Source organism: Pseudomonas sp. LBUM1652, from assembly GCF_059716105.1.
This window is the reverse complement of sequence record NZ_CP166804.1, coordinates 2936097-2957660: the sequence shown is the minus strand read 5'-3', so window position 1 is coordinate 2957660 and position 21564 is coordinate 2936097. Positions and strand designations below refer to the sequence as shown.

Below are 21564 nucleotides of genomic sequence, written 5' to 3'. Positions count from 1 at the left end.
GGACTTCACTGGCACCCGCCAACATTTTTCCATACGGTATCTATCTCACTCCATCTCAGCCAGCAATCGACGAGGCCAATTTCATGAGTAAAGCGCCCTACGTTCCGCCCAAGGTCTGGAAAAACGAAGCGCCGTCCGGCGGCCAGTTCGCCAGCATCAACCGCCCGATTGCCGGGCCGACGCATGAGAAAACGCTGCCAGTCGGCAAGCACCCGTTGCAGCTCTATTCGCTGGCCACCCCCAATGGCGTGAAGGTGACCATCCTGCTTGAGGAGTTGCTGGCGCTGGGGCATACCGCCGCCGAATACGACGCATGGCTGATCCGCATTGGCGAGGGCGATCAGTTCTCCAGCGGTTTTGTCGATATCAATCCGAACTCGAAAATTCCCGCGCTGCTCGACCACAGCGTCGAGCCACCGGTTCGTGTCTTCGAGTCGGGTTCGATCCTGCTTTATCTCGCGGAGAAGTTCGGCGCCTTCCTGCCCAAGGATCCGGCTGGACGCACCGAAACCCTCAACTGGCTGTTCTGGCAGATGGGCTCGGCGCCTTATCTGGGCGGGGGGTTTGGGCACTTCTATGCCTATGCACCAGAGAAAATGGAATACCCCATCAATCGCTTCACCATGGAAACCAAGCGACAACTGGATGTGCTCAATCGGCGCCTCGCCGAAAGCCCTTACCTTGCCGGTGACAGCTACACCATTGCCGACATTGCGGTCTGGTCGTGGTATGGCCAACTGGTGCGCAACAATGTGTATTCGGCGGCAGAGTTCCTTTCGGCGCAGGAGTACACCCATGTACAGCGCTGGGCAGAGGAGATAGCCAATCGGCCTGCGGTCGTTCGCGGGTTGCGCGTCAATCGGACATGGGGCGATGAGGCGACTCAGGTGCCTGAACGTCATCAGGCCGATGACCTGAACGCCCCTCTCTCCCACTCGTAACGCCATCTCAATAGCAGCGCCATTTCAGGCGCTGCGTTGACCCTCGATCCAGACCTCCCCAGCCTGCCAACACCCGCCGACCGCTCTAGCTCGGTGGACTTCCCGATGTTGCGCACCCGCGCAGATGTGAAAATCTTGTTAACTATCTGAGCCGTACAGCTTTCTTCGAGCGGAACCATCTGACACACTAATGCGAATAATTCCTACAAGCACTTGCACTGGATTCGTTTTCGTATCATTTGGGGAAGCAGATTGATGTCGTTTCACACCATTCACCGCCGCTCGAATCTTTCACCTAACCTGTTGGCACTGGCTATCTGCGCGGCCAGCATCGCGCCTGCCATGGCTGACGAGGCTGCGACATCCACGCCTGAAAACGCCGTTGCACCGACCACGCTGGAACTCGGCGCGACCGAAATCGGCGCCACGCAGATGAGCAGCACCACTGAGGGTTCGCAGTCCTACACCACCGGCCCGATGCAGACCGCGACCAAGCTGTCGCTGACCCTGCGCGAAACGCCTCAGGCAGTGACCGTCATCACCCGCCAGCGCATGGACGATCAGGCCATGACCAGCATCAACGATGTGGTGCGGGCAACGCCGGGGTTATTCCTCAGTCAGGCCGGCGGTCCGGGCCGACAGACCTACAAGTCTCGCGGTTTCGACATCGATAACATCATGTACGACGGCCTGCCGAGTTCTTATTCGCCGTACACGATGGCGGTGCAACCGAACCTGGCAATGTTCGACCGGGTTGAAATCGTGCGCGGTGCGACCGGTCTCGTCACCGGTGCTGGCAACCCGTCTGCCGCAATCAACATGGTGCGCAAACGCCCGACATTCACGCCGCAAGTGACGCTGACCGGCGCAGCGGGCAGTTGGGATGATTACCGCGGCGAGATCGACGCCTCCGGCCCACTGAACGAAAGCGGCACGTTGCGTGGCCGTGTTGTGGGTTCCTATCAGGGCGCCGACAGCTTCCGCGACAAAGAAGAAAACGATCACGGTTTGTTCTATGCCATCGGTGAAGCCGACCTGAGCGACAGCACCACCGCGACCCTGGGTTTCTCCCGTCAGAACGAACAGACCAACTATTTCTGGGGCGGCTTGCCGATCGGCACCAACGGCCACCACCTCGATCTGCCCCGCTCCACCTACGGTGGCTCCGATTGGGAGAACAAGAAGCTGCAGATCGACACGGTCTTCGGTGAAGTCGAACACCGCTTCGACAACGACTGGAAACTCCACGTAGCCGGTTCGTCCTCGACACTGAACGGTGAATTCTCAGGCACTTACCTGTCGCGTTACGCCGGTCCTCTGGAAACCACGGCGTACCAATCGCACAACACCGACAAGCAGACCGCTTTCGATGCGTTCGCCAGCGGCCCGTTCGAAGCCTTCGGCCGCACCCACGAACTGGTCGTGGGTGCCAGCAACCGTGTCTACGATGCGACCTCCAAGGAATACGATCCCTACACCACCGCGTGGCCAATCGGGGCGCCGAAACCCGATTTTGTGCGTGACGGCAAAACCCGCAACGTCACCACACAAGATGCCGTTTACCTGACCACCCGCCTGAGTCTGGCCGATCCGCTGACGCTGATCCTCGGCAGCCGCCTGGACTGGTATGACAACGATGACCGCACTGGCGATGGCGACTACAAAGTCACCCGCAACCTGACGCGATATGCCGGCCTGATCTACAAACTCGACGACCACTACTCCGTTTACGCCAGCTACACCGACATCTTCACGCCACAAACCCAGAAAGATATCTCCGGCAAGCTGCTGGAGCCGATCGTGGGTGAAAACTACGAGGTCGGCATCAAGGGCGAATATTTCAACGGTGCACTTAACGCCAGTCTGGCCGTGTTCCAGATGGATCAGACCAACCGCTCAACCCTGTCGGAAAATCAGTTGGGTTGCCCGGTCATGACCTGCTACAACGCATCTGGCAAAGTCCGCAGCCAAGGCATTGATCTTGAACTGCAAGGCGCACTCACGGAAAACTGGCAGGTCGGCGCCGGCTACACCTACACCCGCGCCCACTACATCAAGGACGCAGACCCAGCTAACAATAATCAGCGTTTCGAAACCGACACGCCTGAGCACTTGTTCAAAGTCTCCACTCTGTACCGCCTCCAGGGGCCACTGGAAAAATTCCGCGTCGGTGGTAACGTCTACTGGCAAAGCCGCATGTACAACGACATCGCGCTGACCAATGGCAGCTATCGCCTTGAACAGGGCAGTTACGCGATTACCGACTTGATGGCTGGCTACGAAGTCAATAAACACCTGGATCTGCAGGTCAACGCGAACAACATCTTTGATCGTGTCTACTACTCCGCCATCGGCACCGACGTCACGTGGGGCTCTACCGAAAACTACGGCAATCCGCGCAGTTACATGCTGACCGCCAAATACAAGTTCTGAGTGGTTTAACACCCTCGGCACAGCCGCAAAGGGCGCCCGGGAAATCCGCGGCACCCTTTTTTGCCTCACCAATTAGTCATGTTCGGCAATTAGAGATAGTCTCTGAGCGAGATCATTTCGAAGTGCCGCCCCATGCCCCCTCCAGAATTTGCCGCAGACATCGACGCCATCCGCAGCATTGACGCGGTGCCCGTGATCCTGAGCATGGTCAAACACCTCACTGGCATGCGCTTCGCTGCGGTTGCTCGCGTAACCGATAAGAACTGGGTCGCGTGCGCAGTCGACGACTCGATCGATTTCGGACTCAAGCCTGGCGGCGAGCTGGTCCTCGAATCGACCATCTGTCACGAGATCCGGCAACACCAACAGCCGGTGATTTTTGGCCATGCCAGTGCCCACCCGGTGTTTTCACAGCATCACACGCCAAAAACCTATGGACTGGAGAGCTATATTTCCATTCCGATAGTGAAAGCCAACGGTGATTTTTTCGGCACGCTTTGCGCCATCGACTCGGTCCCGGCGAATATTGAAGAACCCGCCATCGCCAAGACGCTCACGCTCTTTGCCCAACTGATTGCCATGAGTCTCGACACTCAAAGCCATCTTCAAGCCACCAAAACCGCTCTGGACACGGCCAATGAGCTTGGCCGGCTGCGCGAGCAATTCATCGCGGTACCGGGGCATGACCTGCGCACGCCACTGAGCGCCATTCGCATGAGCGCCGACTTGCTCGAAAGCAAAACCGAAGACAAGCGTTCGCTCAATTTGCTTGCGGCGATCCGCCACAGCTCTGTGCGCATGGGCGTGCTGATCGAGAACATCCTCGACTTTGCCCGGGGACGGCTGGGCGGCGGGATTCCGGTGCAGCGAAAGTTAGTGGATGACTTGCAGAAGACGTTGCTGCTGACACTAGAAGAAGTCCAGGCTTCCCATCCGCAGGCAACGTTCGTGCATGCGCTGGACATACCGGCAGGTGTCTATTGCGATACTTTGCGCATCAGCCAATTGCTCTCCAATTTACTGGGGAACGCGGTCACTCATGGGTCAACCGGCACACCGATCATCCTCAACGCCTGTTCCGAGAACAACGAGATCGTCATCTCGCTGACCAACCAGGGCACGCCGATTCCAGCGCAGTTGATGCCACTGTTGTTCGAGCCTTTTTCCCGATCCGAAGCCGGGCAGCGCGATGAAGGGCTGGGACTGGGGCTCTATATCGCGTCGCAGATCGCGACGGCGCACAACGGCAGCCTGAGCGTCACATCAGACATCCAATCAGGAACCCGCTTCATAGCGCGATTCCCGGCTCAGTTCAAATGGGTTTGAGCTGACGCCCCGCGTTTATGCCGCCTGCCGGCGCATCGTCAGGATCGCCGCACCGAAACCGATGAACGTCGTCCCCACCACCCTGCTCACCCAACGAGACAGCGCCGGGCGAGTCAACACGCCCTTGGCCCGGGACGCCAGCGCCGCATAGACGCTCAACGACGACACTGACAACGCCATGAAGATCGAGGTGAGGATCAGAAATTGCGGCAGCAACGCTGCGCCCTGATCGATGAACTGCGGGAACAGCGCCGTGAAAAACATCGTCGCCTTGGGGTTGGTCACTGCCGTCAGGAAAGCCGACTTGTAGAGCTTGCCGCGAGTCGGTCGTGGCTTGTTCGCGGCACCCTCGATACCTTCCGGCAGCATCGGGCCTTTTCTGAACAACTGCTTGACCCCGAGGTAGAACAGATAACCGGCACCGATGATCTTCACCGCATTGAACAGCCACTCGGAACTGGCCAGCAAAGCACCCAACCCCAACATTGCGGCGGCCGACAGGCAAAACAGGCCACTGGCATTGCCCAGCGATGACCAGATTGTGCTGCGCTGTCCATGGGCAAGACTGTTGTTGATCGCCATGAGTGTCGCGGGGCCCGGGCTGGCGATGGCAATCGCGGCAACCACGGTAAACGCCAGAATCGAGTGAGAGTCCATTTTCAATGCTCGTGGGGAAGTGAGAGATGACATGTTACAGGAGCCAGGCAACCTGTCTTCCTGTGTGTGGAAAATCACCGTATCAAGGGCTCTGTGGCGAGGGGATTTATCCCCGATGGGTTGCGTAGCAGCCCAAAAAGAAAGGGCCGCTGCGCGCCCATCGGGGATAAATCCCCTCGCCACAGGGTTGAGAGGCTACTTCGGGCAAAAAAAAGCCCCGCGACCGAGTGAAGGCGCGGGGCAAAGAATTGGTTGGTTGCGGCCAACCAAAGGAGCTCTGTCAGATACGTTTACCGGGCGAAATCAGATGCAATCCTGAGCTGCCCGTTCAAAACTCGATGGCATGAAGTTCGAGGCCAGCAGGTGACGCTCGTAGAGAAACACCTTGCCGCCATTGCCGGCCTTGTAGGCTTCCAGTACGTTGTCCGCCGCCACCTTGCTCGGCACCACGATCCGGTAGCTGCGCTGGGTTTGCGAGACGGTCGGGTTCATCGCACTGCCCTGCAGTTTCGGCACAACACAATCGGCGTATTGCGCGGGCGTCTTGCTGGTCTGCAAGGTCAGCGTCGGGTCGTTCGGTGCGGAGGCGCAACCGGCGAGCAACAAGGAAGCAAAAGCCATGGCAGGCACGAATAAAGGACGCATCGGTGTAATCCTGAAAATAAAGGTTCGGTTCAACCGGCAACGGTCCAGCTTCACGGCGCCGCCGTCGCCATTTATGTTTTAAGTGTTCAGCTTGCCGACACCAGCGCTTTCAGCGAGCTGTCGAATTGCTTCAGTGCGTTGAGTTGCAAGTCGCGTTGCTTCTCGATCTGCGCGGCGATGTGCGGCGCTGCCTGGTTCTGCACCCAGGCAGAAGGCAGCTGCTTTTCCACGGCACCTTCGGCCTTGCCGATGTATTGCAGGTCGGCGTCGTAGAAGCGAGCGGTGAAACGCGCTTCGACCAGGCTATTGCGTTGGGTCATCAGGCGGTTGAAGGTGTCGAGCTTGACCACCACATCCGGATGAGCCTGGACCAAGGCATCAAGGCTGTCGTAAACGGTCACGGACAAGAACTGCTGCTGCAACGAACTCATCAACCAGTCAATCGCCAGTTCCGGATCGGAACTATTGACGAAGGCTTCACGAATCCGCGAGTCCAGCGCATCTTTCGCGCCGTTGACCGCCATGTCATGGTAGCGCTCGAGGTATTGCAGGTTGTCCAAGGTGTTTTCGCTGTACAGCACACCGACGGTTTGCGAATGCTGCAACGTCGCGCTGCTGCCGGTAATGGTTTGAAAGTGACACGACCGGGCGTCATCTGCGTAGGTCGGTGCAGCGGCAGCGCCCATCAGCAGGGCGACCAGGGCCAGTCGAGTCAGAGTTTTCATCGCGCAAATTCCTTGGCTGCGTGTTCAATGGAGGCGATTTTCCGCCGATTGCCGACAAAGCAGAACTTGCGTTTCTTGATGGTCACTATTACTTCTAGCAATAGTTGCCCGACGTGCAGACTGATACACACTCAATCACAACTAGAAAAAGATGAATGAGGAAGCCTCCTTGAGAACGTTTGACTTGATCCGCGACGCCGTTCTGCCCGATTTCCGCGAGCGAGTGGCTGAATACCTGGTCCAGTACGAAAGCGTGTTGCTGAACAAAGACGGCGCCGATCCACAGCTGATTCGCGACACGGCCCATCAGTTGCGCGGTTATCTACGCGGGCTGAACACCACGCGGGTATTGGGCATGGCGTATTGGGAAGAGCTGGATCGACGGGTCGTCGATACATGGCTTGCGCCCGAGCAATAACGGATCGGCGCGGCGCCGAATGCCGCATGCGCCTGACCGGCCTCACCACACCAGGATGACCACACCCATGTCCAGCCTCGACACCTCACTGCAAGACAGCGCCGCGCCGCAAGGCGTTTGTTACGGCTGCGGCGGTAGCAATCCGCACGGCCTGCATATAAAGAGCCATTGGCATGAAGACGGCGTGCACGTCCTCGCGGAGCATGTGCCGGACGCCAAATACTGCGGCTGGCCAGACCTGGTCTACGGTGGACTGATCGCGATGCTGGTCGACTGCCACTCCAACTGGACGGCAATGGCTTATCACTACCGTGCAGAGAACCGCGAGCCCGGCACCCTGCCCCGCATCGACTGCGTTACCGGCAACCTGGGCATCAAGTTCATCAAACCGACGCCAATGGGTGTAACGCTGACTCTGCGGGCGAAAGTCGAAGGGGAAGTCGGGCGCAAGACCCGGGTGATCTGTGAGGTCTTCGCAGGGGACGTGCTGACGGCGGTGGGCGATTCGGTTTTTGTGCGGGTCGATACCGGGGAACTGGCTAACGCGGCGCACGGGCGCTAAGGCCTGATAGCCAGACCTAGCGCGAGATACGCCGCCACCCATGTTCCTGCGTGAACGCAAGATTACGTTCACTCGAAGTGGCGAGGAAATTTGCCCCTCGCCACAGCTGATGGCGATCAAGCCGTGGCTTTAGCCCGCGCCGAATGCAACTTCTTGTAGCTCTCGATCAGGCGCAAATGCCGATCCAGACCTTCCAGCTTCATGCTCGTCGGCGTCAAGCCGTAGAAGCGCACGCTACCGTTTACCGAGCCAATCGCCGCGTCCATCCGCTCGTTACCAAACATGCGGCGGAAGTTGGCTTCGTAGTCGGCCAGTTCCAGGTCTTCGTCCAGTTCCATCTCCAGCACCACGTTCACGGCCTGATAGAACAAGCCGCGCTCGACGGTGTTGTCGTTGTATTGCAGGAACGCTTCAACCAGGTCTTTGGCCTGATCGTACTTTTGCAGGGCGAGGTAGATCAGCAGGCGCAGCTCGAGGATGGTCAACTTGCCCCACGGCGTGTTGTCGTCGAACTCGATGCCGATCAGCGTGGTGATGTCGGTGTAGTCGTCCAGCTCGCTGTTTTCCAGGCCTTGGGCCAAGTTACGCAAGCCGACTTTGCTCAGGCTGTGCAGGTTGAGGATGTCGGCGCGGAATTGCAGGGCTTTGTTGGTGTTGTCCCAGATCAGGTCGTCGACCGGATAGATCTCCGAGTAGTCCGGCACCAGAATGCGGCAAGCCTTGGCGCCGATGTGCTCGTAAACCGCCATGTAGACTTCTTTGCCCATGTCCTCAAGGATGCCGAACAGTGTCGCGGCTTCGTCGGCGTTGGAGTCTTCGCCTTCGCCTGAGAAGTCCCACTCGACGAATTCGAAGTCGGCCTTGGCACTGAAGAAGCGCCACGACACCACACCGCTGGAGTCGATGAAGTGCTCGACGAAGTTGTTCGGCTCGGTTACGGCCTGCCCCGAGAAGGTCGGCTGCGGCAAGTCGTTCAGGCCTTCAAAACTACGGCCCTGCAACAACTCGGTCAGGCTGCGCTCCAGCGCGACTTCAAGGCTTGGGTGCGCGCCGAACGAGGCGAATACACCGCCGGTACGCGGATTCATCAGGGTCACGCACATCACCGGGAATTCACCGCCCAGAGACGCATCCTTGACCAGCACCGGGAAGCCCTGCTCTTCCAGGCCCTTGATGCCGGCCAGAATGCTTGGGTATTTCTCCAGCACTTCCTGCGGCACGTCCGGCAGCGCCATTTCCCCTTCGAGGATTTCGCGTTTGACCGCCCGCTCGAAGATTTCCGACAGGCACTGCACCTGTGCTTCAGCCAATGTATTACCGGCGCTCATGCCGTTGCTGAGGAACAGGTTTTCGATCAGGTTGGACGGGAAGTACACCACTTCCTGGTCGGACTGGCGCACAAACGGCAGCGAGCAGATGCCGCGCTGGGTGTTGCCGGAGTTGGTGTCGTATAGGTGCGATCCGAGGAGATCGCCTTCGCGGTTATAAATCTTGAGGCAGTATTCGTCGAGGATCTCGGTCGGCAGAGCATCTTTCGGGCCGGGCTTGAACCAGCGCTCGTCCGGGTAATGCACGAACTCTGCGTTGGCGATGTCTTCGCCCCAGAACTGATCGTTGTAGAAGAAGTTGCAGTTAAGACGCTCGATGAACTCGCCCAGCGCCGAGGCCAGTGCGCCTTCTTTGGTCGCGCCCTTGCCATTGGTGAAGCACATCGGCGAGTGCGCGTCGCGGATGTGCAGCGACCATACGTTGGGCACGATGTTGCGCCACGAAGCGATTTCAATCTTCATGCCCAGGTCGGCGAGAATGCCCGACATGTTGGCGATGGTCTGCTCCAGCGGCAGATCCTTGCCGGCAATGTAGGTGCCTGCTTCCGAACCCGAATGCGGCATCAACAGGGCTTGCGCATCGGCGTCGAGGTTTTCCACTTCTTCGATGATGAACTCAGGGCCGGTCTGCACGACCTTCTTTACCGTGCAGCGGTCGATGGAGCGCAGGATGCCCTGGCGATCCTTGTCGGAGATGTCCGCCGGCAGTTCGACCTGAATCTTGAAGATCTGGTTGTAGCGGTTTTCCGGGTCGACGATGTTGTTTTGCGACAGGCGAATATTGTCTGTGGGGATGTTGCGGGTGTCGCAGTACAACTTCACGAAGTAAGCCGCGCACAACGCCGACGATGCCAGGAAGTAGTCGAACGGTCCCGGTGCCGAGCCATCGCCTTTATAGCGGATAGGCTGATCGGCGATCACCGTGAAGTCGTCGAACTTGGCTTCAAGTCGAAGGTTGTCGAGAAAATTGACCTTGATTTCCATGCGGGATTACCAGAATACGGCTAAACGAATGGCGGCCATTATCCGGTTTTTGAGCGGGAAGTCTTGTGCTTTCGGGAATGGCCGCTGACCGGCGCCATGCCATCTGCACGGGCCTCACACTGTGCGCCGGTGCCCATTTCTGCACATAAATTCGAGCAAAGACTCAACACGTTCACTACGCTTTTACAGATTCGGACCACTGCACCACGAAGAATCTGAACGTCGCGCACACGCCATTGTTCTAGATTCAGAAGACTGCGGATCAAGGACGAGCGAATGGATATTTCCAGTTATGCGGCGCCTGCTCCACCCCGGCAAAGCGTGGTCACCCGACGCCTTGCCATTGCCGTCGGCGCATTGTTCGTCACCGGGGTGATGGCCGCGACTGTCGCCCTGCTCGGAATTGCCGATAAGCTGGACAGCGAAGAAATCAACAAAATCAAGTTCTATTCAGCCCGCGCCCTGGAAAACCGTATCACCGCGTCGAAGAACTACATCACCAGTTATGCCTACTGGACAACGGCCTATGAACGCCTGAGCAACCAAGTCGACACAAACTGGGCATACACCGAGCAGAATCTGGGTAAAACCCTGTTCACCAGTGACGGTTATGACGGCGTATTCGTACTCGATCGCGAGCGCACCAAATACACAGTGGTTCGAGGGCAAATGATTGAGGCCGATCTCTCGGCCTTCCTCGAAGTCAGCGCCACATCGCTGCTGGATAACGTACAAACCCAGGCCGACCTGACCCAACCCTTCACTACTTATTCACTGTTTGAAGGCTGGCCAGCGCTGGTGTCAGCGGCGGCAATCATTCCCAACGATCAAAGGCCGGTAGATGCTGCGCAGCAAACCTCTGTGCTGGTATTCGTCGACAAGCTCACTCCCACCAAACTGCGCAAGATCGGCAGTGAGTATGGCCTGAGCAACCTGACGCTGGCGCTGGATGAAACGATTGACCCGGCCCTCCCCCGGGTGCCGCTGGGCAGCACCGGTTACAGCTTGATTGCCGATATGGAGCGGCCGGGACAACAGTTGTTGGGGTCATTGCTGCCTACCCTCGGCGCGACGATGGTGGTGTTAATGCTGCTGACCGCCTATTTCTTTCGGCATGCCTTGCGCTCATCGCAATACGTCGACCAAAGCTTCGCCGTCATGCAGACCTCGAACGAGGCATTGGAAGCCGCCAACCGCGGGCTGGAAGCCAGTGAAGAACGCTTTCGCGCGGTGGCGGAAGCCGCTTCGGACTGGATCTGGGAGGTCGATCGAGATCTGTCGCTGACCTACTTGTCCGCGCGGTTCAGCGAAGTGACCGGTTATCCGCAAACCTTCTGGCTGGGGCAAGATATTGGTGAATTGCTGTTTTGCGACACCACGCCACTGCAATTGTGGCTAAGGAAACTGCCCGAGGAAGGCAACACCAGCGACCTGCGTTGCACCTACCGCGACCACTCCGGCCAGCAGCGTCACTGTCGGTTGTCCGCCCGCTCGATCTTCGACAAGCATGTCGTCATTGGTTATCGGGGTACCGCCAGCGACATCACCGATGAAGTCGCTGCCCATGCGCAGATCCAGCACCTGTCGATGCACGACGCCCTGACCGGACTGCCCAATCGCAACAAACTGGCGCGGTATCTGGATGATGCGCTGTTGCTCAAAGAGCACTCGCCAGCGCTATCGCTGTTGATGATCGATCTGGACAACTTCAAACCGATCAACGACTCCCTCGGCCATCCCGCCGGTGACGCGGTGCTGCAAGAAGTCGCCGTGCGCCTGCGTGAATGCACTCGTGACAACGACATCGTCGCCAGGCTCGGTGGTGACGAGTTTGTGGTGGTGCTCAACGGCATGGACAGCCATCACGAAATCGACAAGTTCTGCACCCGCCTGATCGGCAGCCTGCACCAGCCGGTAATGTTCGAAGACTATCCGCTGCACGTTGGCGCCAGCATCGGCATTGCCTTGAGCCGCCGCCATGGCTTCGCGCCGAGCGAGCTGATTCGCTACGCCGACATCGCGCTCTATCAGGCCAAATCCGACGGCAAGAACACTTGGTGCTATTTCGAAGCGCACATGAGCGACCAGATCCAGACGCGCCGGCAAATGGAAGATGATTTGCGTCATGCACTCAAGCACAACGAATTCGTCCTGCACTATCAGCCACGCTACAAGATTGACGGCAAGCAGATCGTCTCGGTCGAGGCGCTGGTGCGCTGGCAGCATCCGAGCAAAGGCCTGCTAGGACCGGACCTGTTTATTCCGCTGGCCGAGCAGACTGACCTGATCGTCCCTCTTGGGCGCTGGGTGTTGCGTGAAGCCTGCGAAACGGCGCTGACCTGGCCGGAAGACATTTTGCTGTCGGTGAATCTTTCCCCGGCGCAATTTGCCGTGACCGATGTGGTTCAGGATGTCCGCGAAGTGCTGGTCGAGACGCGTTTCCCGGCCAGTCGCCTGGAACTGGAGATCACCGAGAACGTCATGCTCAACGACACCGACGGCGCGCTGACCACCATGAACGCGCTGAAAGAACTGGGCGTGCGCCTGAACATGGACGACTTCGGCACCGGCTATTCATCCCTCGGCTACCTGCGCGCCTACCCGTTCGACGGGATCAAGATCGACAAGCGCTTCATCGCCTCGATCAGCAGCGGCGCCAATGATCGGGCGGTGGTGCAAGCCATCATCGGCCTGGGCAAAGCCATGGGCCTGAACGTTACCGCAGAAGGGGTCGAAACCGAGGAGCAACTGGATATCCTCGGCAAGGATCAATGCAACGAAGTACAGGGTTATTTCATGAGTCGCCCGATCGACAAGGTGGCCTTCGCGCGTCTGTTGCAAACATCAAGAAGCGCACAGCCGAAGCAAAAGAAAGGCCGCGTCACGAGCGGCCTGAATCTTGAGGGTTTATAAGGTGAATCAGCACTGAGCAATAGCGCTGATATCAACCGTGGCTTCGACCTTCGTCGCGGGTGAACACACTGCTCGCATCCCTCACCAACTGACGCCATTCGGCGCTGGTGATCAGTCCCTGCTCCTCCATCTCATCAGCTGCCTTGAGCAACTCGTCGTACTGTTCTTCCGGGTCCATCCGCGGTTGCGACTGCGTCGCCAGTTTGCGCCATGCCGCCAGTAATTCTTTCTTGCGCTGATCGAACATAGGGGTATCTCGTGAAGGACTCACTCGGTAGAAAGACACGGCGTCACGGTGGTTCAGTGAAGTCGACGGATGGAAACCCGAGAAAAGCAAATTCCCATGTGTTTCCTTCGTTCTTTATTACGTCGCACTGTTCATTGCCCGTCCCTGCCTGGAGTTTTCTCGATGCCCGCGTCCAAATCCCTGCCCACCGCGTTGTTGGGGCTGGCCCTTGCCTGTCCGGCCATGGCCGAGACTCAAGGTCTGGAATTGGGGCAGGTGCTGATTTCGGCGCAAGACCGCAGCGGCACGGACGCGGCTGTTGATGACGCCAAGGCCCGCATGGATCAGGTGCCCGGCTGCACGAGCGTGGTCGACATGCGCCAACCGTTGCAGGGTCGCGTGGCCAGTAATCAGGATGTGCTGGCCTATCAGCCGGGGGTCTATGCGCAGTCGGCCGGTAACGAAGGCGTGAAAATTTCGATCCGTGGTTCGGGCATCAACCGGGCGCCCGGCGCGCACGCCTCGGGGCTGTACACCATGCTCGACGGCCTGCCGCTGACTGGTCCCGGCGGCACGCCTTATGAATTGCTCGAACCCCTGTGGGTCGACCACGTTGAAGTGCTGCGCGGCGCCAATGGCTTTGATCGCGGTGCGCTGGCACTGGGCGGCGCCGTCGATTACGTCAGCCACACCGGCTACGACGCGCCGAAACTGCAAGTGCGCTACGCCACCGGCAGCCATGGTTATCAGCAGCGCCAGGTCAGTTCGGGACAAGTGCTGGGCGACTTCGATTATTACGTGTCGCTGACCGATTCGAACGCCGATGGCTATCAGGACCACACCGCCAGCGAGAGCAAAGGCCTGATCGCCAACTTCGGCTATCGCTTCAACCCGAATCTGGAAACGCGCTTCTATATCCGCTACCGCGAGACCGACAACGACCTCGCCGGCCGCGTGACCAAGCACTCCATCGAACACGACCCACGAGCGGCCAACCCGGCTTACGTCTCGCGCGATGACAGCCGCAAGCAACCGGGCAGCACCTTCATCGGCAACAAAACCACGTTCTACATTGACGACGACTCAAGCATCCAGACCGGCCTCGTCTACCACGACTATCCGATGGACCTGCGCGAAGGCCCGAATCGTCTGAAGGTCGCCTACAGCGACGTCAGCGGGACCTTCGATTACAAGCGTCGTGACACGCTTTTCGGCATGGAGAGCCGCAGTAACGTCGGCCTGCGCGTGACCAAACACCTGCCCAACGACGGCGCCAGTGAATTTGTGCGCATCCCCACCGCGCCAAACACCGCCGCCTATGCACCGGGCACGCGCATGCGCAACTTCACTTATCAGGGTTCGGACACCGTTCTGCATTTTGGCAACGACCTGGAAATCTCCGACGACCTGTGGCTGACCACCGGCCTCGCCGCCATCTATACCCGCCGCGAAAATGCAGTCACCTACCCCGAAGGCGGCGGTAAAACCAGCATGAACGACTGGGACTACGCGCCCCGCCTCGGCCTGCGCTACCAGATCACGCCTGACGTGCAAGTGTTCGGTAACCTCAGCCGCTCGGTCGAAGCACCGCACCCGTGGTCGCTGATTTACAGCTCAAACGTGCGTTTCCCGGCTGGCAACGGCGCCGCGACCGGCACTCAGAAGGACCCGATCAAACTGCAAAACCAGACCGCCACCACCCTCGAACTCGGTGGGCGCGGCGACAGCGCACTCGGCGAGTGGAGCCTGGCGTGGTACTACGCGCAAGTGCGTCACGAATTGCTCTCGGTACTGCCGGACGCCAACGCGGTAACGCCCTACGAGTTAAACGCCAGCCCGACCGTGCACCAAGGCATCGAAGCCAGTTTGACCAGCAAACTCTGGTCAGCCGCCGACGGCCGCCAGTTGAGCCTGCGTCAGGCGTACACCTTCAGCGACTTCCACTATCGCGATGATGATCGCTTCGGTGACAACCGCTTGCCGGGCTTGCCGATGCATTACTACCAAGGTGAGCTGCGTTATGACTGGCCGCAGGGGTTCTTTGCGGCGATGAACACACAACTGGTATCCAAAGTTGCCGTGGACTACGCCAATAGCTACTACGCCGATCCTTACGCACTGTTCGGCGCGACGCTGGGCTACAACGCACCCAAAGGCGACTGGCAGACCTGGGTGGATATGCGCAACCTGACCAACAAACACTATGCAGCGACGGTCACGCCTGGGTATGACGACAAGGGACTGGATGCGGCGCGGTCTACGCCGGGTGAAGGGATGGGGGTTTATGTCGGGGTTTCGTGGAGTTTGCTGTGAGGCTACGAGGAACTCCCAACGCAGGTGTGAGCCTGCTCGCGATGGCGGCAGAACCTGCACAATTGCCGGCTTTCACAACAGATCGTCGATTTACGCGATCACCTCAATCCGTGTAATCCCTACCTGCTCCGCCTGCTTGAGGATCTCCTGGGGCGTCGAATCGGCCGTGGGCATGATCAGGCTGTTTTCCGCATCGCCAAGATGCAGCTCCAGAAGATGCATCGCGGCCTCGTAATCGGCCAGTTGTGGTTGCTTGAGTTCGAACACGTGGGAGCGAGGCTCGCCGTTGAAAAGGTATTCCAGGCGATAGGTGTGCATGGTGTCATCCGTATGAGAAAAGAGAGGCACTGAATATCCTGACGCCTCAGTCAGGCTTTTAGTTCAACGGCATGAAGCGCAGGACGCGAGCAGAGAAATCTCACGCTCAATCCAAACTTTTCGCGCCACGGGGCGTCCTCTGCTTACACTCTCAAACAGCTGACCCAAACTAAGGACTGCCGATGACTTTTTTTATTTTCCTTCTGGCCTGCGCGGCTGCCGCGACCACAGGCGTCATGTTCAAACCCGGCGAATGGTACGAATCACTGAGCAAACCCTCGTTCACGCCACCCAACTGGGCGTTCCCGGTGGCCTGGACGCTAATCTATCTGTTACTGGCCTGGGCCGGATACCGACTGAGCCTGATCCCGGGAAGTCAGACGGTGCTGGCGCTATGGGCGGCGCAGATTGCGCTGAATACCTTGTGGACTCCGGTGTTCTTCGGGGCGCATCAGGTTTTTGCCGCGATGGTGATCCTGACGTTGCTCTGGTTGGTGGTCGCGGCGATGGTGGTGATGGCCTTGCAACTTGATCTGGTCACCGGCTTGATCCTGTTTCCTTATCTGGCGTGGCTGTGTGTGGCCGCGGCGTTGAATTTTTCCATCTTGATCAAGAACCGCTGATGACCGATTGCAGCAGCAAAGTGCCGTGGCCACAGGGCGAGCGCGAGTTGGCGCAAGTGCGTGACTTCAACCGGAAGCTCGCCTGGTTGCCGCGCTTTAAAATCCGCAATCGCGTCTTGCCACGGATGATTCAGGCGCTGCTGCGCGTCAGTCAGATCGGCGGCGCGAGCAAGTTGCGCAAGCACGGCCTCAAGGCAGAGCGAAAGGCGATTGCCGGGGGCAGCGTGCGGATCATTCGTCCCAAAGGGTGCGCGAAAGGCGTTGTGCTGGATTTCCATGGCGGCGGCTGGGTGATCGGCAACGCGCAGATGAATGACAATTTCAACATTGCCATCGTCAACGCCTGCGACGTGACAGTTGTCTCGGTGGATTACCGGCTTGCGGTATCGACGCCCATTGAAGGGGTGATGGAAGATTGCATTGCTGCTGCTCGCTGGTTGCTCAATGAGCACGAGTTTGCCGATCTGCCGGTAATTGTCGTTGGCGAATCGGCCGGAGCGCATCTGGCGGCGACATCGTTGTTGGCGCTGAAACAATCGCCCGACTTACTCAGTCGGGTAAGCGGCGCGTTGCTGTATTACGGCGTCTACGACTTGACCGGAACGCCGAGCGTGCGCGCGGCGCCGCCGGAAACGCTGGTGCTGGACGGCCCCGGCATGGTCGAGGCGCTGCGCATGCTCACGCCAGACTTGAATGACCAACAGCGCCGGCAACCACCGTTGTCACCGCTGTACGGTGACTTCAGCGGATTCCCGCCGGCACTGATGTTTGCCGGCGAACTCGATCCGCTGCGCGATGACACCCTCGACATCGCCGAACGCTGGTCGCAGTCGGCGCCTGTCGAGGTGTACCTGCTGCCCTCTTCACCCCATGGTTTTATCCATTTTCCGACAGCCATTGCTGACAGCGTGCTGGCTTACAGTCGGGAATGGATTTCGGCTCGGGTTGGGGGGCAAGCACCGATATCGGATCATTGATCTTTCCCCCCACAACAAGTAAAAAACCTCTTCCCTTTTCCACCCACGCAAGGAGCAGCGGATGCTCGAACTCACCACCGAACGCCTGGACCTGCGCACCCTGGTCGAATCTGACTGGCCGTTGTTCCTCAGGCTGCATTCCGAACCGCAGACCATGCAGTATGTGTTCGGCGAAATTGCCGAGGAGCAAATTCGCAAGGGCTTCGAGCATCGGTTGCCGGCGTGGGGGCCGCAATCGGATCACTGGTTGTGTCTGGCGGTGATTGACAAGGCCAGTCGGCAGGAACTGGGTGTGACCGGGTTCTGTATTCTCTCGCCGGGACATGCCGAAGTGGGTTGCCTGCTGTTGCCGGAGCATCAGGGCAAAGGCTTTGGCACCGAGTCGCGCCGGGCGATCATCGACTATGCCGCCGCCATCGGCCTGGACTCGCTGGAGTCGACCGTGACCGACGGTAATGTCGCATCCTGCAAGGTGCTGGAGAAATGCGGTTTTGTCTTCGAACGCCGTGTGCCGCTGGCCTATCAGATCGGTGACCGGTGGTTTGATGACCTGATCTACCGCTATCAAATCAGCTGATCCTTTTTCTCTGCGAACCGCCAGGAGGCCTCTCGTCGTGAATCCCTATCAATGCCTGCCATCCCGCGCCTTCTGGCGCACGGCCGTGGCCGACAAACCCGCGCTGGACATCGATCAACTGTGGACACCGGAATTCGAGATCGGCAACAAGGACGCCATCGTTACCGCCGGCTCATGTTTCGCCCAGCACATCGGTCGGGCGCTGGTGGAGCGCGGCATGAATTGGCTGGACGCCGAGCCTGCCCCGGCCGGGTTGCCTGAAGTCGACTGGAAGGCCCACAACTATGGGGTGTTTTCTTTCCGCACCGGCAATCTGTACACCCCGGCGATGTTGCGCCAATGGCTCGAATGGGCATTGGGCTTGAGTGTGCCGCACAGCGAAACCTGGGCCCACGACGGGCGTTTCTTCGATCCGTTCCGCCCCGCCGTGGAGCCTGAGGGCTTTGCCAGTGAAGAGGCGTTATTCGCGTCGCGCGAAGCTACTCTGGACGCCATTCGCACCGCCCTGCGCCGCGCCAAGGTGTTTGTGTTCACGCTTGGTCTGACCGAAGGCTGGCAACATCGCCAGACTTCTGCGCTCTATCCGATGTGTCCTGGCACCGTGCGCGGCACCTTCGATCCGCAGCTCCACCAGTTCCGCAACTTCGGGTTTGTCGACACCTATGGCGAGATGGTCAGGGCAGTCGAGTTGATGCGCTCGATCAATCCGCAACTGCGCCTGCTGCTCACCGTTTCGCCAGTGCCCCTGACGGCCACGGCCACCGGGCAGCATGTGTTGAGCGCCACCACCTACTCCAAATCGGTGCTGCGCGCCGTCGCCGGGCAACTGTGTGAAGACCTGCACGACGTCGACTATTTCCCGTCCTACGAAATCATCACCGGCACACCGTTCAAGGGCGGCTTCTACCAGGCCAACCAGCGAGAAGTCACGCCAGAGGGTGTGGCGTTCGTCATGCAGCAGTTTTTCGCCGGGCTCGACGCCGTCCAGTCAGTGCAAGCGCCCGCCTCTGCTCCCTCCACTTGCGTGTCCAGCGAGGATCTTGTCTGTGAAGACGCCGTACTCGATTACTACGCCTAGGTTTCTGCTGTTGGGTGACTCCCATGCCGGCGTCATCGGCAAAGCGGCGCAGGCCCGTGAGGTGCCTTTCGGCGGTGGCCCGCTGGGAACCGGAAGAGATTTCGCCGTCGATTTCTTCAGCATCACCCGCAATGACGTGGTCTTCAGGGATGGCGAGATGGAACGCCTGTATCGCCAGGCCCTCGACATCTTCGAAACGCCGCAATTGGCGAAGGTCGGCGTGCCGCTGGTGAGCACAATCGGCCTGAGTCTGCACTACCTCGCCACAGCGCCGAACTGGACCTGTTACCAGACGCCAGAGGGTGAGTTTGACGCGGGATTTCTTGAAGGACCGTTGTTCGAATCCATCGTCGACACCCTGTCCCGGTCGGCGTTGGCATTCTATGAGCAGGCACTGGCGATGAACCTCAAGGTGTTCGCCGTGTTACCGCCGCAACGGGTACCGGAGCTGTCCGACCCGCGAGTGTTCATGGCCGCTCAGACGCTGCTGATCAAGCGTCTGCAGGGGCTCGGCGTCGAGCTGATCGACGTGCGCGCGGCGGCGAACGATGAGCAGGGTTTCCAGCGTTCGGCGTTCTGCGAAGTGGATGACCCGTTGCACGGCAATCTGGCGTTTGGTGAGTTGATCGTCGAGCAGTTGCTGGAGCATGGCCTCTAGAGGCGGGGACATCTGTGGGAGTGAGCTTGCGCCCACAGACGTGCCTCGGGGGGATCAAGCCTTGGGCTGCGTCCCCAGAATCGTGACCCGCTCGCCGTAGCGCGAATGCGGGAAATAATCCCAGACCGAATGGTGCTGGGTGCAGCGGTTGTCCCAGAACACCAAGGTGTTCGGCGCCCAGCGTACGCGGCAACTGAGGACTGGCTCTCGGGCCACCAAATCAAACAGCATGTTCAGCAGCGCCTGACTTTCGCCACCGGACAACTGCACGATGTGCGAAGTGAACCCGGAATTGACGAATAACGACTTGCGCCCGGTTTCAGGGTGACGAACCACCACCGGGTGCTCAGTCCTCGGCAGGTTGGCCGGCGCCTGATAGCCCTTCCACGGAATCGCCCCGTCATGGATGGCGGTCAATTCACCGAGAAACTGCTGCATTGCCGGCGACAGCATTTCGATCGCCAGGTGCATGTTGGCAAACAACGTATCGCCACCCGTGCCAATGGCCGGAGTTTCCTTGATGTACAGCATCGAGCCGAGGGACGGCGCGACATCGGCCGTGCCGTCGGTGTGCCAGGTTTCACCGGCGACGTAGCGTGATTGGGCATTGGCGCGGATCTCCACCAGTTCCGGGTCATCGCCGTCAATGTCCTCCACCGGCAAGGCACGCAGTTCGCCGAACAGACAGCCGAACGCCTTGTGCTCTTGCACCGTCAAATGCTGATCGCGAAACACCAGCACGTGGTTTTCCAGAAAAGCCCGGCGGATTTCTGAGAGCTGATCGTCACTCAGCGGTTGCGAAAGATCGACGCCGGCGACCTCGGCGCCAATGACCGGCGTGATCCGGTCGACGGTGATGTGATGATACGGCGCGCGCTGTTGTGCGGCGATGCGCTCGATTGCCTTGAGTGCCAATTGATCCATGTTCCCTCACCTTTTTATTGAAGCGCCCTATACCCACTTCCCCAGCGGACGAGTGCGATAACGATTATTGCGACACGCTCTCTCGCAGCGAGCGCGGGCGCATATCGATCCAGTGTTCATTGATGTATTCCAGGCAGATCTGGCGTTCACCGCGCATCCCCGCCTCGCTCCAGCCGTTGGCCATCGGCTTGCCCACGGGCCACAGGGAATACTGACCTTGGCCATTGATCACCACATCGAATTGCAGCTGTGAGTCACTCATGTCGTTCTCCTGTTGAATGGGATTGCAGCGTTGCCATGCGCAGGCACAGCCCTTCGGCGAAGTCGTTGAACAGTGCACGGCGTTGTTCATCGGTCTGCGCGCAGGCCCGGGCATACACCCGCGTCGATGCACCGCAGACATGCGCGTACGCTTGCGCATCGTCAGCGGCGAAGGCCCGGGCTGAAGTTTCGGCGTTGGCGCTGGCGTGGGCCTGGGCAAACGCGGTGGCGTTGGCTTCGGTATTCAATTGCGCGTAATACACGGCAAACGCCTCGGCATCGCCAAAGTGCTCGGCAATCATGGCGACGTTGGCCGGTGCCTGACCGTAAGTCATTGCACTGGCGTGGGCCTGGGCGTATGCCGCGTCGTAGGCATACGCCCGTCGATACAGCGCCAGCAACACCGGTTTGAGCGTCGCCCGCCATTCACCGAGGCGTGCGCGCAGGCCGAGCGCGGCCCGTCGATGCAGGCTCTGCAAATCGAGCAGCGCCTGCCGATGCTCCGGCACGGCTTCGCACAGCAACGGCATGACCACATCGGCGTGCCACAGGTGTACAACCCGAAGCGCTACAGGCTCGTCGAACCCGTGCAACCGCTGACGCAAAATGTCGGTCTGCGCGGTGGGCAGGGTTTCGCACAACACTTGCGTCAATGTGCGCCACCATCGAGGCATTGC

Annotated in this window: 21 protein-coding genes; 12 read left to right on the top strand and 9 right to left on the bottom strand. The window is 59.3% G+C overall.

Features of this window, described 5'->3' with window-relative positions:
• Nucleotides 1–83: 83 nt before the first annotated feature.
• The 3 genes from yghU to ACA069_RS13410 all read left to right on the top strand — a co-directional run bounded on the left by yghU (nt 84) and on the right by ACA069_RS13410 (nt 4700).
• Complete coding sequence (gene yghU / locus ACA069_RS13420) at nt 84–941, top strand: glutathione-dependent disulfide-bond oxidoreductase (RefSeq protein ID WP_497617970.1); 858 nt, start codon at nt 84–86, stop codon at nt 939–941.
• Nucleotides 942–1196: 255 nt separating this feature from the next.
• Complete coding sequence (locus ACA069_RS13415; RefSeq protein WP_497617968.1) at nt 1197–3374, top strand: TonB-dependent siderophore receptor; 2178 nt, start codon at nt 1197–1199, stop codon at nt 3372–3374.
• A gap of 132 nt (nt 3375–3506) precedes the next feature.
• Entirely contained in the window at nt 3507–4700 is a 1194-nt protein-coding gene (locus ACA069_RS13410; RefSeq protein WP_497617966.1) for a GAF domain-containing sensor histidine kinase, read from the top strand.
• Between the two features lie 15 nt (nt 4701–4715).
• Here ACA069_RS13410 and ACA069_RS13405 read toward each other — a convergent pair whose 3' ends face one another.
• From ACA069_RS13405 to ACA069_RS13395, 3 genes are all read right to left on the bottom strand, one after another.
• A complete protein-coding gene (locus tag ACA069_RS13405) occupies nt 4716–5357 on the bottom strand; it encodes a LysE family translocator (RefSeq protein WP_489879745.1) in 642 nt (213 codons plus the stop codon).
• A gap of 303 nt (nt 5358–5660) precedes the next feature.
• Nucleotides 5661–6002, bottom strand: a complete 342-nt coding sequence (locus ACA069_RS13400) for a hypothetical protein (protein WP_187680807.1) — start codon at nt 6000–6002, stop codon at nt 5661–5663.
• An 86-nt stretch (nt 6003–6088) separates the two neighbouring features.
• Nucleotides 6089–6727, bottom strand: coding sequence for an ATPase (locus tag ACA069_RS13395; protein WP_187680808.1), 639 nt, complete (start codon nt 6725–6727; stop codon nt 6089–6091).
• 169 nt (nt 6728–6896) lie between these two features.
• Between ACA069_RS13395 and ACA069_RS13390 the strand changes: the two genes are divergently transcribed.
• Complete coding sequence (locus tag ACA069_RS13390; RefSeq protein WP_187680809.1) at nt 6897–7145, top strand: hypothetical protein; 249 nt, start codon at nt 6897–6899, stop codon at nt 7143–7145.
• A 67-nt stretch (nt 7146–7212) separates the two neighbouring features.
• On the top strand, nt 7213–7707 hold the full coding sequence (locus ACA069_RS13385) for a PaaI family thioesterase (RefSeq protein WP_489879874.1): 495 nt from the start codon (nt 7213–7215) through the stop codon (nt 7705–7707).
• A 116-nt stretch (nt 7708–7823) separates the two neighbouring features.
• Here the strand turns inward: ACA069_RS13385 and ACA069_RS13380 are convergent, their stop codons facing one another.
• Nucleotides 7824–10019, bottom strand: coding sequence for an OsmC domain/YcaO domain-containing protein (locus tag ACA069_RS13380; protein ID WP_497617963.1), 2196 nt, complete (start codon nt 10017–10019; stop codon nt 7824–7826).
• Nucleotides 10020–10295: 276 nt separating this feature from the next.
• On the opposite strand from ACA069_RS13380, the gene ACA069_RS13375 reads away from it, so the two are divergent.
• The gene (locus ACA069_RS13375) at nt 10296–12932 is read left to right on the top strand and encodes a bifunctional diguanylate cyclase/phosphodiesterase (protein ID WP_497617961.1); all 2637 of its coding nucleotides are present in this window, start codon (nt 10296–10298) and stop codon (nt 12930–12932) included.
• 31 nt (nt 12933–12963) lie between these two features.
• Here ACA069_RS13375 and ACA069_RS13370 read toward each other — a convergent pair whose 3' ends face one another.
• Nucleotides 12964–13179 carry a hypothetical protein gene (locus ACA069_RS13370; RefSeq protein WP_187680813.1) on the bottom strand — a complete coding sequence of 72 codons (216 nt, stop codon included), beginning with the start codon at nt 13177–13179 and terminating at the stop codon, nt 12964–12966.
• Nucleotides 13180–13341: 162 nt separating this feature from the next.
• Between ACA069_RS13370 and ACA069_RS13365 the strand changes: the two genes are divergently transcribed.
• Nucleotides 13342–15471, top strand: a complete 2130-nt coding sequence (locus ACA069_RS13365) for a TonB-dependent receptor family protein (RefSeq protein ID WP_497617959.1) — start codon at nt 13342–13344, stop codon at nt 15469–15471.
• Nucleotides 15472–15561: 90 nt separating this feature from the next.
• Here the strand turns inward: ACA069_RS13365 and ACA069_RS13360 are convergent, their stop codons facing one another.
• Nucleotides 15562–15789 carry a hypothetical protein gene (locus ACA069_RS13360; protein ID WP_489879739.1) on the bottom strand — a complete coding sequence of 76 codons (228 nt, stop codon included), beginning with the start codon at nt 15787–15789 and terminating at the stop codon, nt 15562–15564.
• Between the two features lie 182 nt (nt 15790–15971).
• On the opposite strand from ACA069_RS13360, the gene tspO reads away from it, so the two are divergent.
• The 5 genes from tspO (at nt 15972) to ACA069_RS13335 (ending at nt 19702) form a co-directional block, all read left to right on the top strand.
• The gene (gene tspO / locus ACA069_RS13355; RefSeq protein ID WP_187680816.1) at nt 15972–16412 is read left to right on the top strand and encodes a tryptophan-rich sensory protein TspO; all 441 of its coding nucleotides are present in this window, start codon (nt 15972–15974) and stop codon (nt 16410–16412) included.
• The gene (locus ACA069_RS13350) at nt 16412–17389 is read left to right on the top strand and encodes an alpha/beta hydrolase (RefSeq protein WP_497617956.1); all 978 of its coding nucleotides are present in this window, start codon (nt 16412–16414) and stop codon (nt 17387–17389) included. Before tspO ends, ACA069_RS13350 begins: the two co-directional genes overlap by 1 nt.
• A 61-nt stretch (nt 17390–17450) precedes the next feature.
• Complete coding sequence (locus ACA069_RS13345) at nt 17451–17966, top strand: GNAT family N-acetyltransferase (RefSeq protein WP_497617954.1); 516 nt, start codon at nt 17451–17453, stop codon at nt 17964–17966.
• A gap of 37 nt (nt 17967–18003) precedes the next feature.
• Nucleotides 18004–19044 (top strand): GSCFA domain-containing protein, encoded by a 1041-nt coding sequence (locus ACA069_RS13340; protein ID WP_497617952.1) that lies wholly within the window; start codon nt 18004–18006, stop codon nt 19042–19044.
• Complete coding sequence (locus ACA069_RS13335) at nt 19013–19702, top strand: hypothetical protein (RefSeq protein ID WP_497617950.1); 690 nt, start codon at nt 19013–19015, stop codon at nt 19700–19702. Before ACA069_RS13340 ends, ACA069_RS13335 begins: the two co-directional genes overlap by 32 nt.
• A gap of 54 nt (nt 19703–19756) precedes the next feature.
• On the opposite strand, the gene ACA069_RS13330 is transcribed toward ACA069_RS13335, so the two are convergent.
• From ACA069_RS13330 to ACA069_RS13320, 3 genes are all read right to left on the bottom strand, one after another.
• Nucleotides 19757–20626 carry a TauD/TfdA dioxygenase family protein gene (locus ACA069_RS13330; RefSeq protein ID WP_497617948.1) on the bottom strand — a complete coding sequence of 290 codons (870 nt, stop codon included), beginning with the start codon at nt 20624–20626 and terminating at the stop codon, nt 19757–19759.
• A 64-nt stretch (nt 20627–20690) separates the two neighbouring features.
• Nucleotides 20691–20888, bottom strand: a complete 198-nt coding sequence (locus tag ACA069_RS13325) for an MbtH family protein (RefSeq protein WP_305443233.1) — start codon at nt 20886–20888, stop codon at nt 20691–20693.
• Entirely contained in the window at nt 20881–21561 is a 681-nt protein-coding gene (locus tag ACA069_RS13320) for a hypothetical protein (RefSeq protein WP_497617945.1), read from the bottom strand. The genes ACA069_RS13325 and ACA069_RS13320 overlap by 8 nt, the downstream gene beginning before the upstream one ends.
• Between the last annotated feature and the right edge of the window lie 3 nt (nt 21562–21564).

Coding starts and splice junctions, on each gene's coding strand:
- tspO (WP_187680816.1), top strand. CDS start 15,972: ATGACTTTTTTTATTTTCCTTCTGGCCTGCGCGGCTGCCGCGACCACA.
- ACA069_RS13365 (WP_497617959.1), top strand. CDS start 13,342: ATGCCCGCGTCCAAATCCCTGCCCACCGCGTTGTTGGGGCTGGCCCTT.
- ACA069_RS13325 (WP_305443233.1), bottom strand. CDS start 20,888: ATGAGTGACTCACAGCTGCAATTCGATGTGGTGATCAATGGCCAAGGT.
- ACA069_RS13410 (WP_497617966.1), top strand. CDS start 3,507: ATGCCCCCTCCAGAATTTGCCGCAGACATCGACGCCATCCGCAGCATT.
- ACA069_RS13320 (WP_497617945.1), bottom strand. CDS start 21,561: ATGCCTCGATGGTGGCGCACATTGACGCAAGTGTTGTGCGAAACCCTG.
- ACA069_RS13370 (WP_187680813.1), bottom strand. CDS start 13,179: ATGTTCGATCAGCGCAAGAAAGAATTACTGGCGGCATGGCGCAAACTG.
- ACA069_RS13395 (WP_187680808.1), bottom strand. CDS start 6,727: ATGAAAACTCTGACTCGACTGGCCCTGGTCGCCCTGCTGATGGGCGCT.
- ACA069_RS13350 (WP_497617956.1), top strand. CDS start 16,412: ATGACCGATTGCAGCAGCAAAGTGCCGTGGCCACAGGGCGAGCGCGAG.
- yghU (WP_497617970.1), top strand. CDS start 84: ATGAGTAAAGCGCCCTACGTTCCGCCCAAGGTCTGGAAAAACGAAGCG.
- ACA069_RS13400 (WP_187680807.1), bottom strand. CDS start 6,002: ATGCGTCCTTTATTCGTGCCTGCCATGGCTTTTGCTTCCTTGTTGCTC.
- ACA069_RS13405 (WP_489879745.1), bottom strand. CDS start 5,357: ATGGACTCTCACTCGATTCTGGCGTTTACCGTGGTTGCCGCGATTGCC.
- ACA069_RS13385 (WP_489879874.1), top strand. CDS start 7,213: ATGTCCAGCCTCGACACCTCACTGCAAGACAGCGCCGCGCCGCAAGGC.
- ACA069_RS13360 (WP_489879739.1), bottom strand. CDS start 15,789: ATGCACACCTATCGCCTGGAATACCTTTTCAACGGCGAGCCTCGCTCC.
- ACA069_RS13380 (WP_497617963.1), bottom strand. CDS start 10,019: ATGGAAATCAAGGTCAATTTTCTCGACAACCTTCGACTTGAAGCCAAG.
- ACA069_RS13375 (WP_497617961.1), top strand. CDS start 10,296: ATGGATATTTCCAGTTATGCGGCGCCTGCTCCACCCCGGCAAAGCGTG.
- ACA069_RS13345 (WP_497617954.1), top strand. CDS start 17,451: ATGCTCGAACTCACCACCGAACGCCTGGACCTGCGCACCCTGGTCGAA.
- ACA069_RS13330 (WP_497617948.1), bottom strand. CDS start 20,626: ATGGATCAATTGGCACTCAAGGCAATCGAGCGCATCGCCGCACAACAG.
- ACA069_RS13415 (WP_497617968.1), top strand. CDS start 1,197: ATGTCGTTTCACACCATTCACCGCCGCTCGAATCTTTCACCTAACCTG.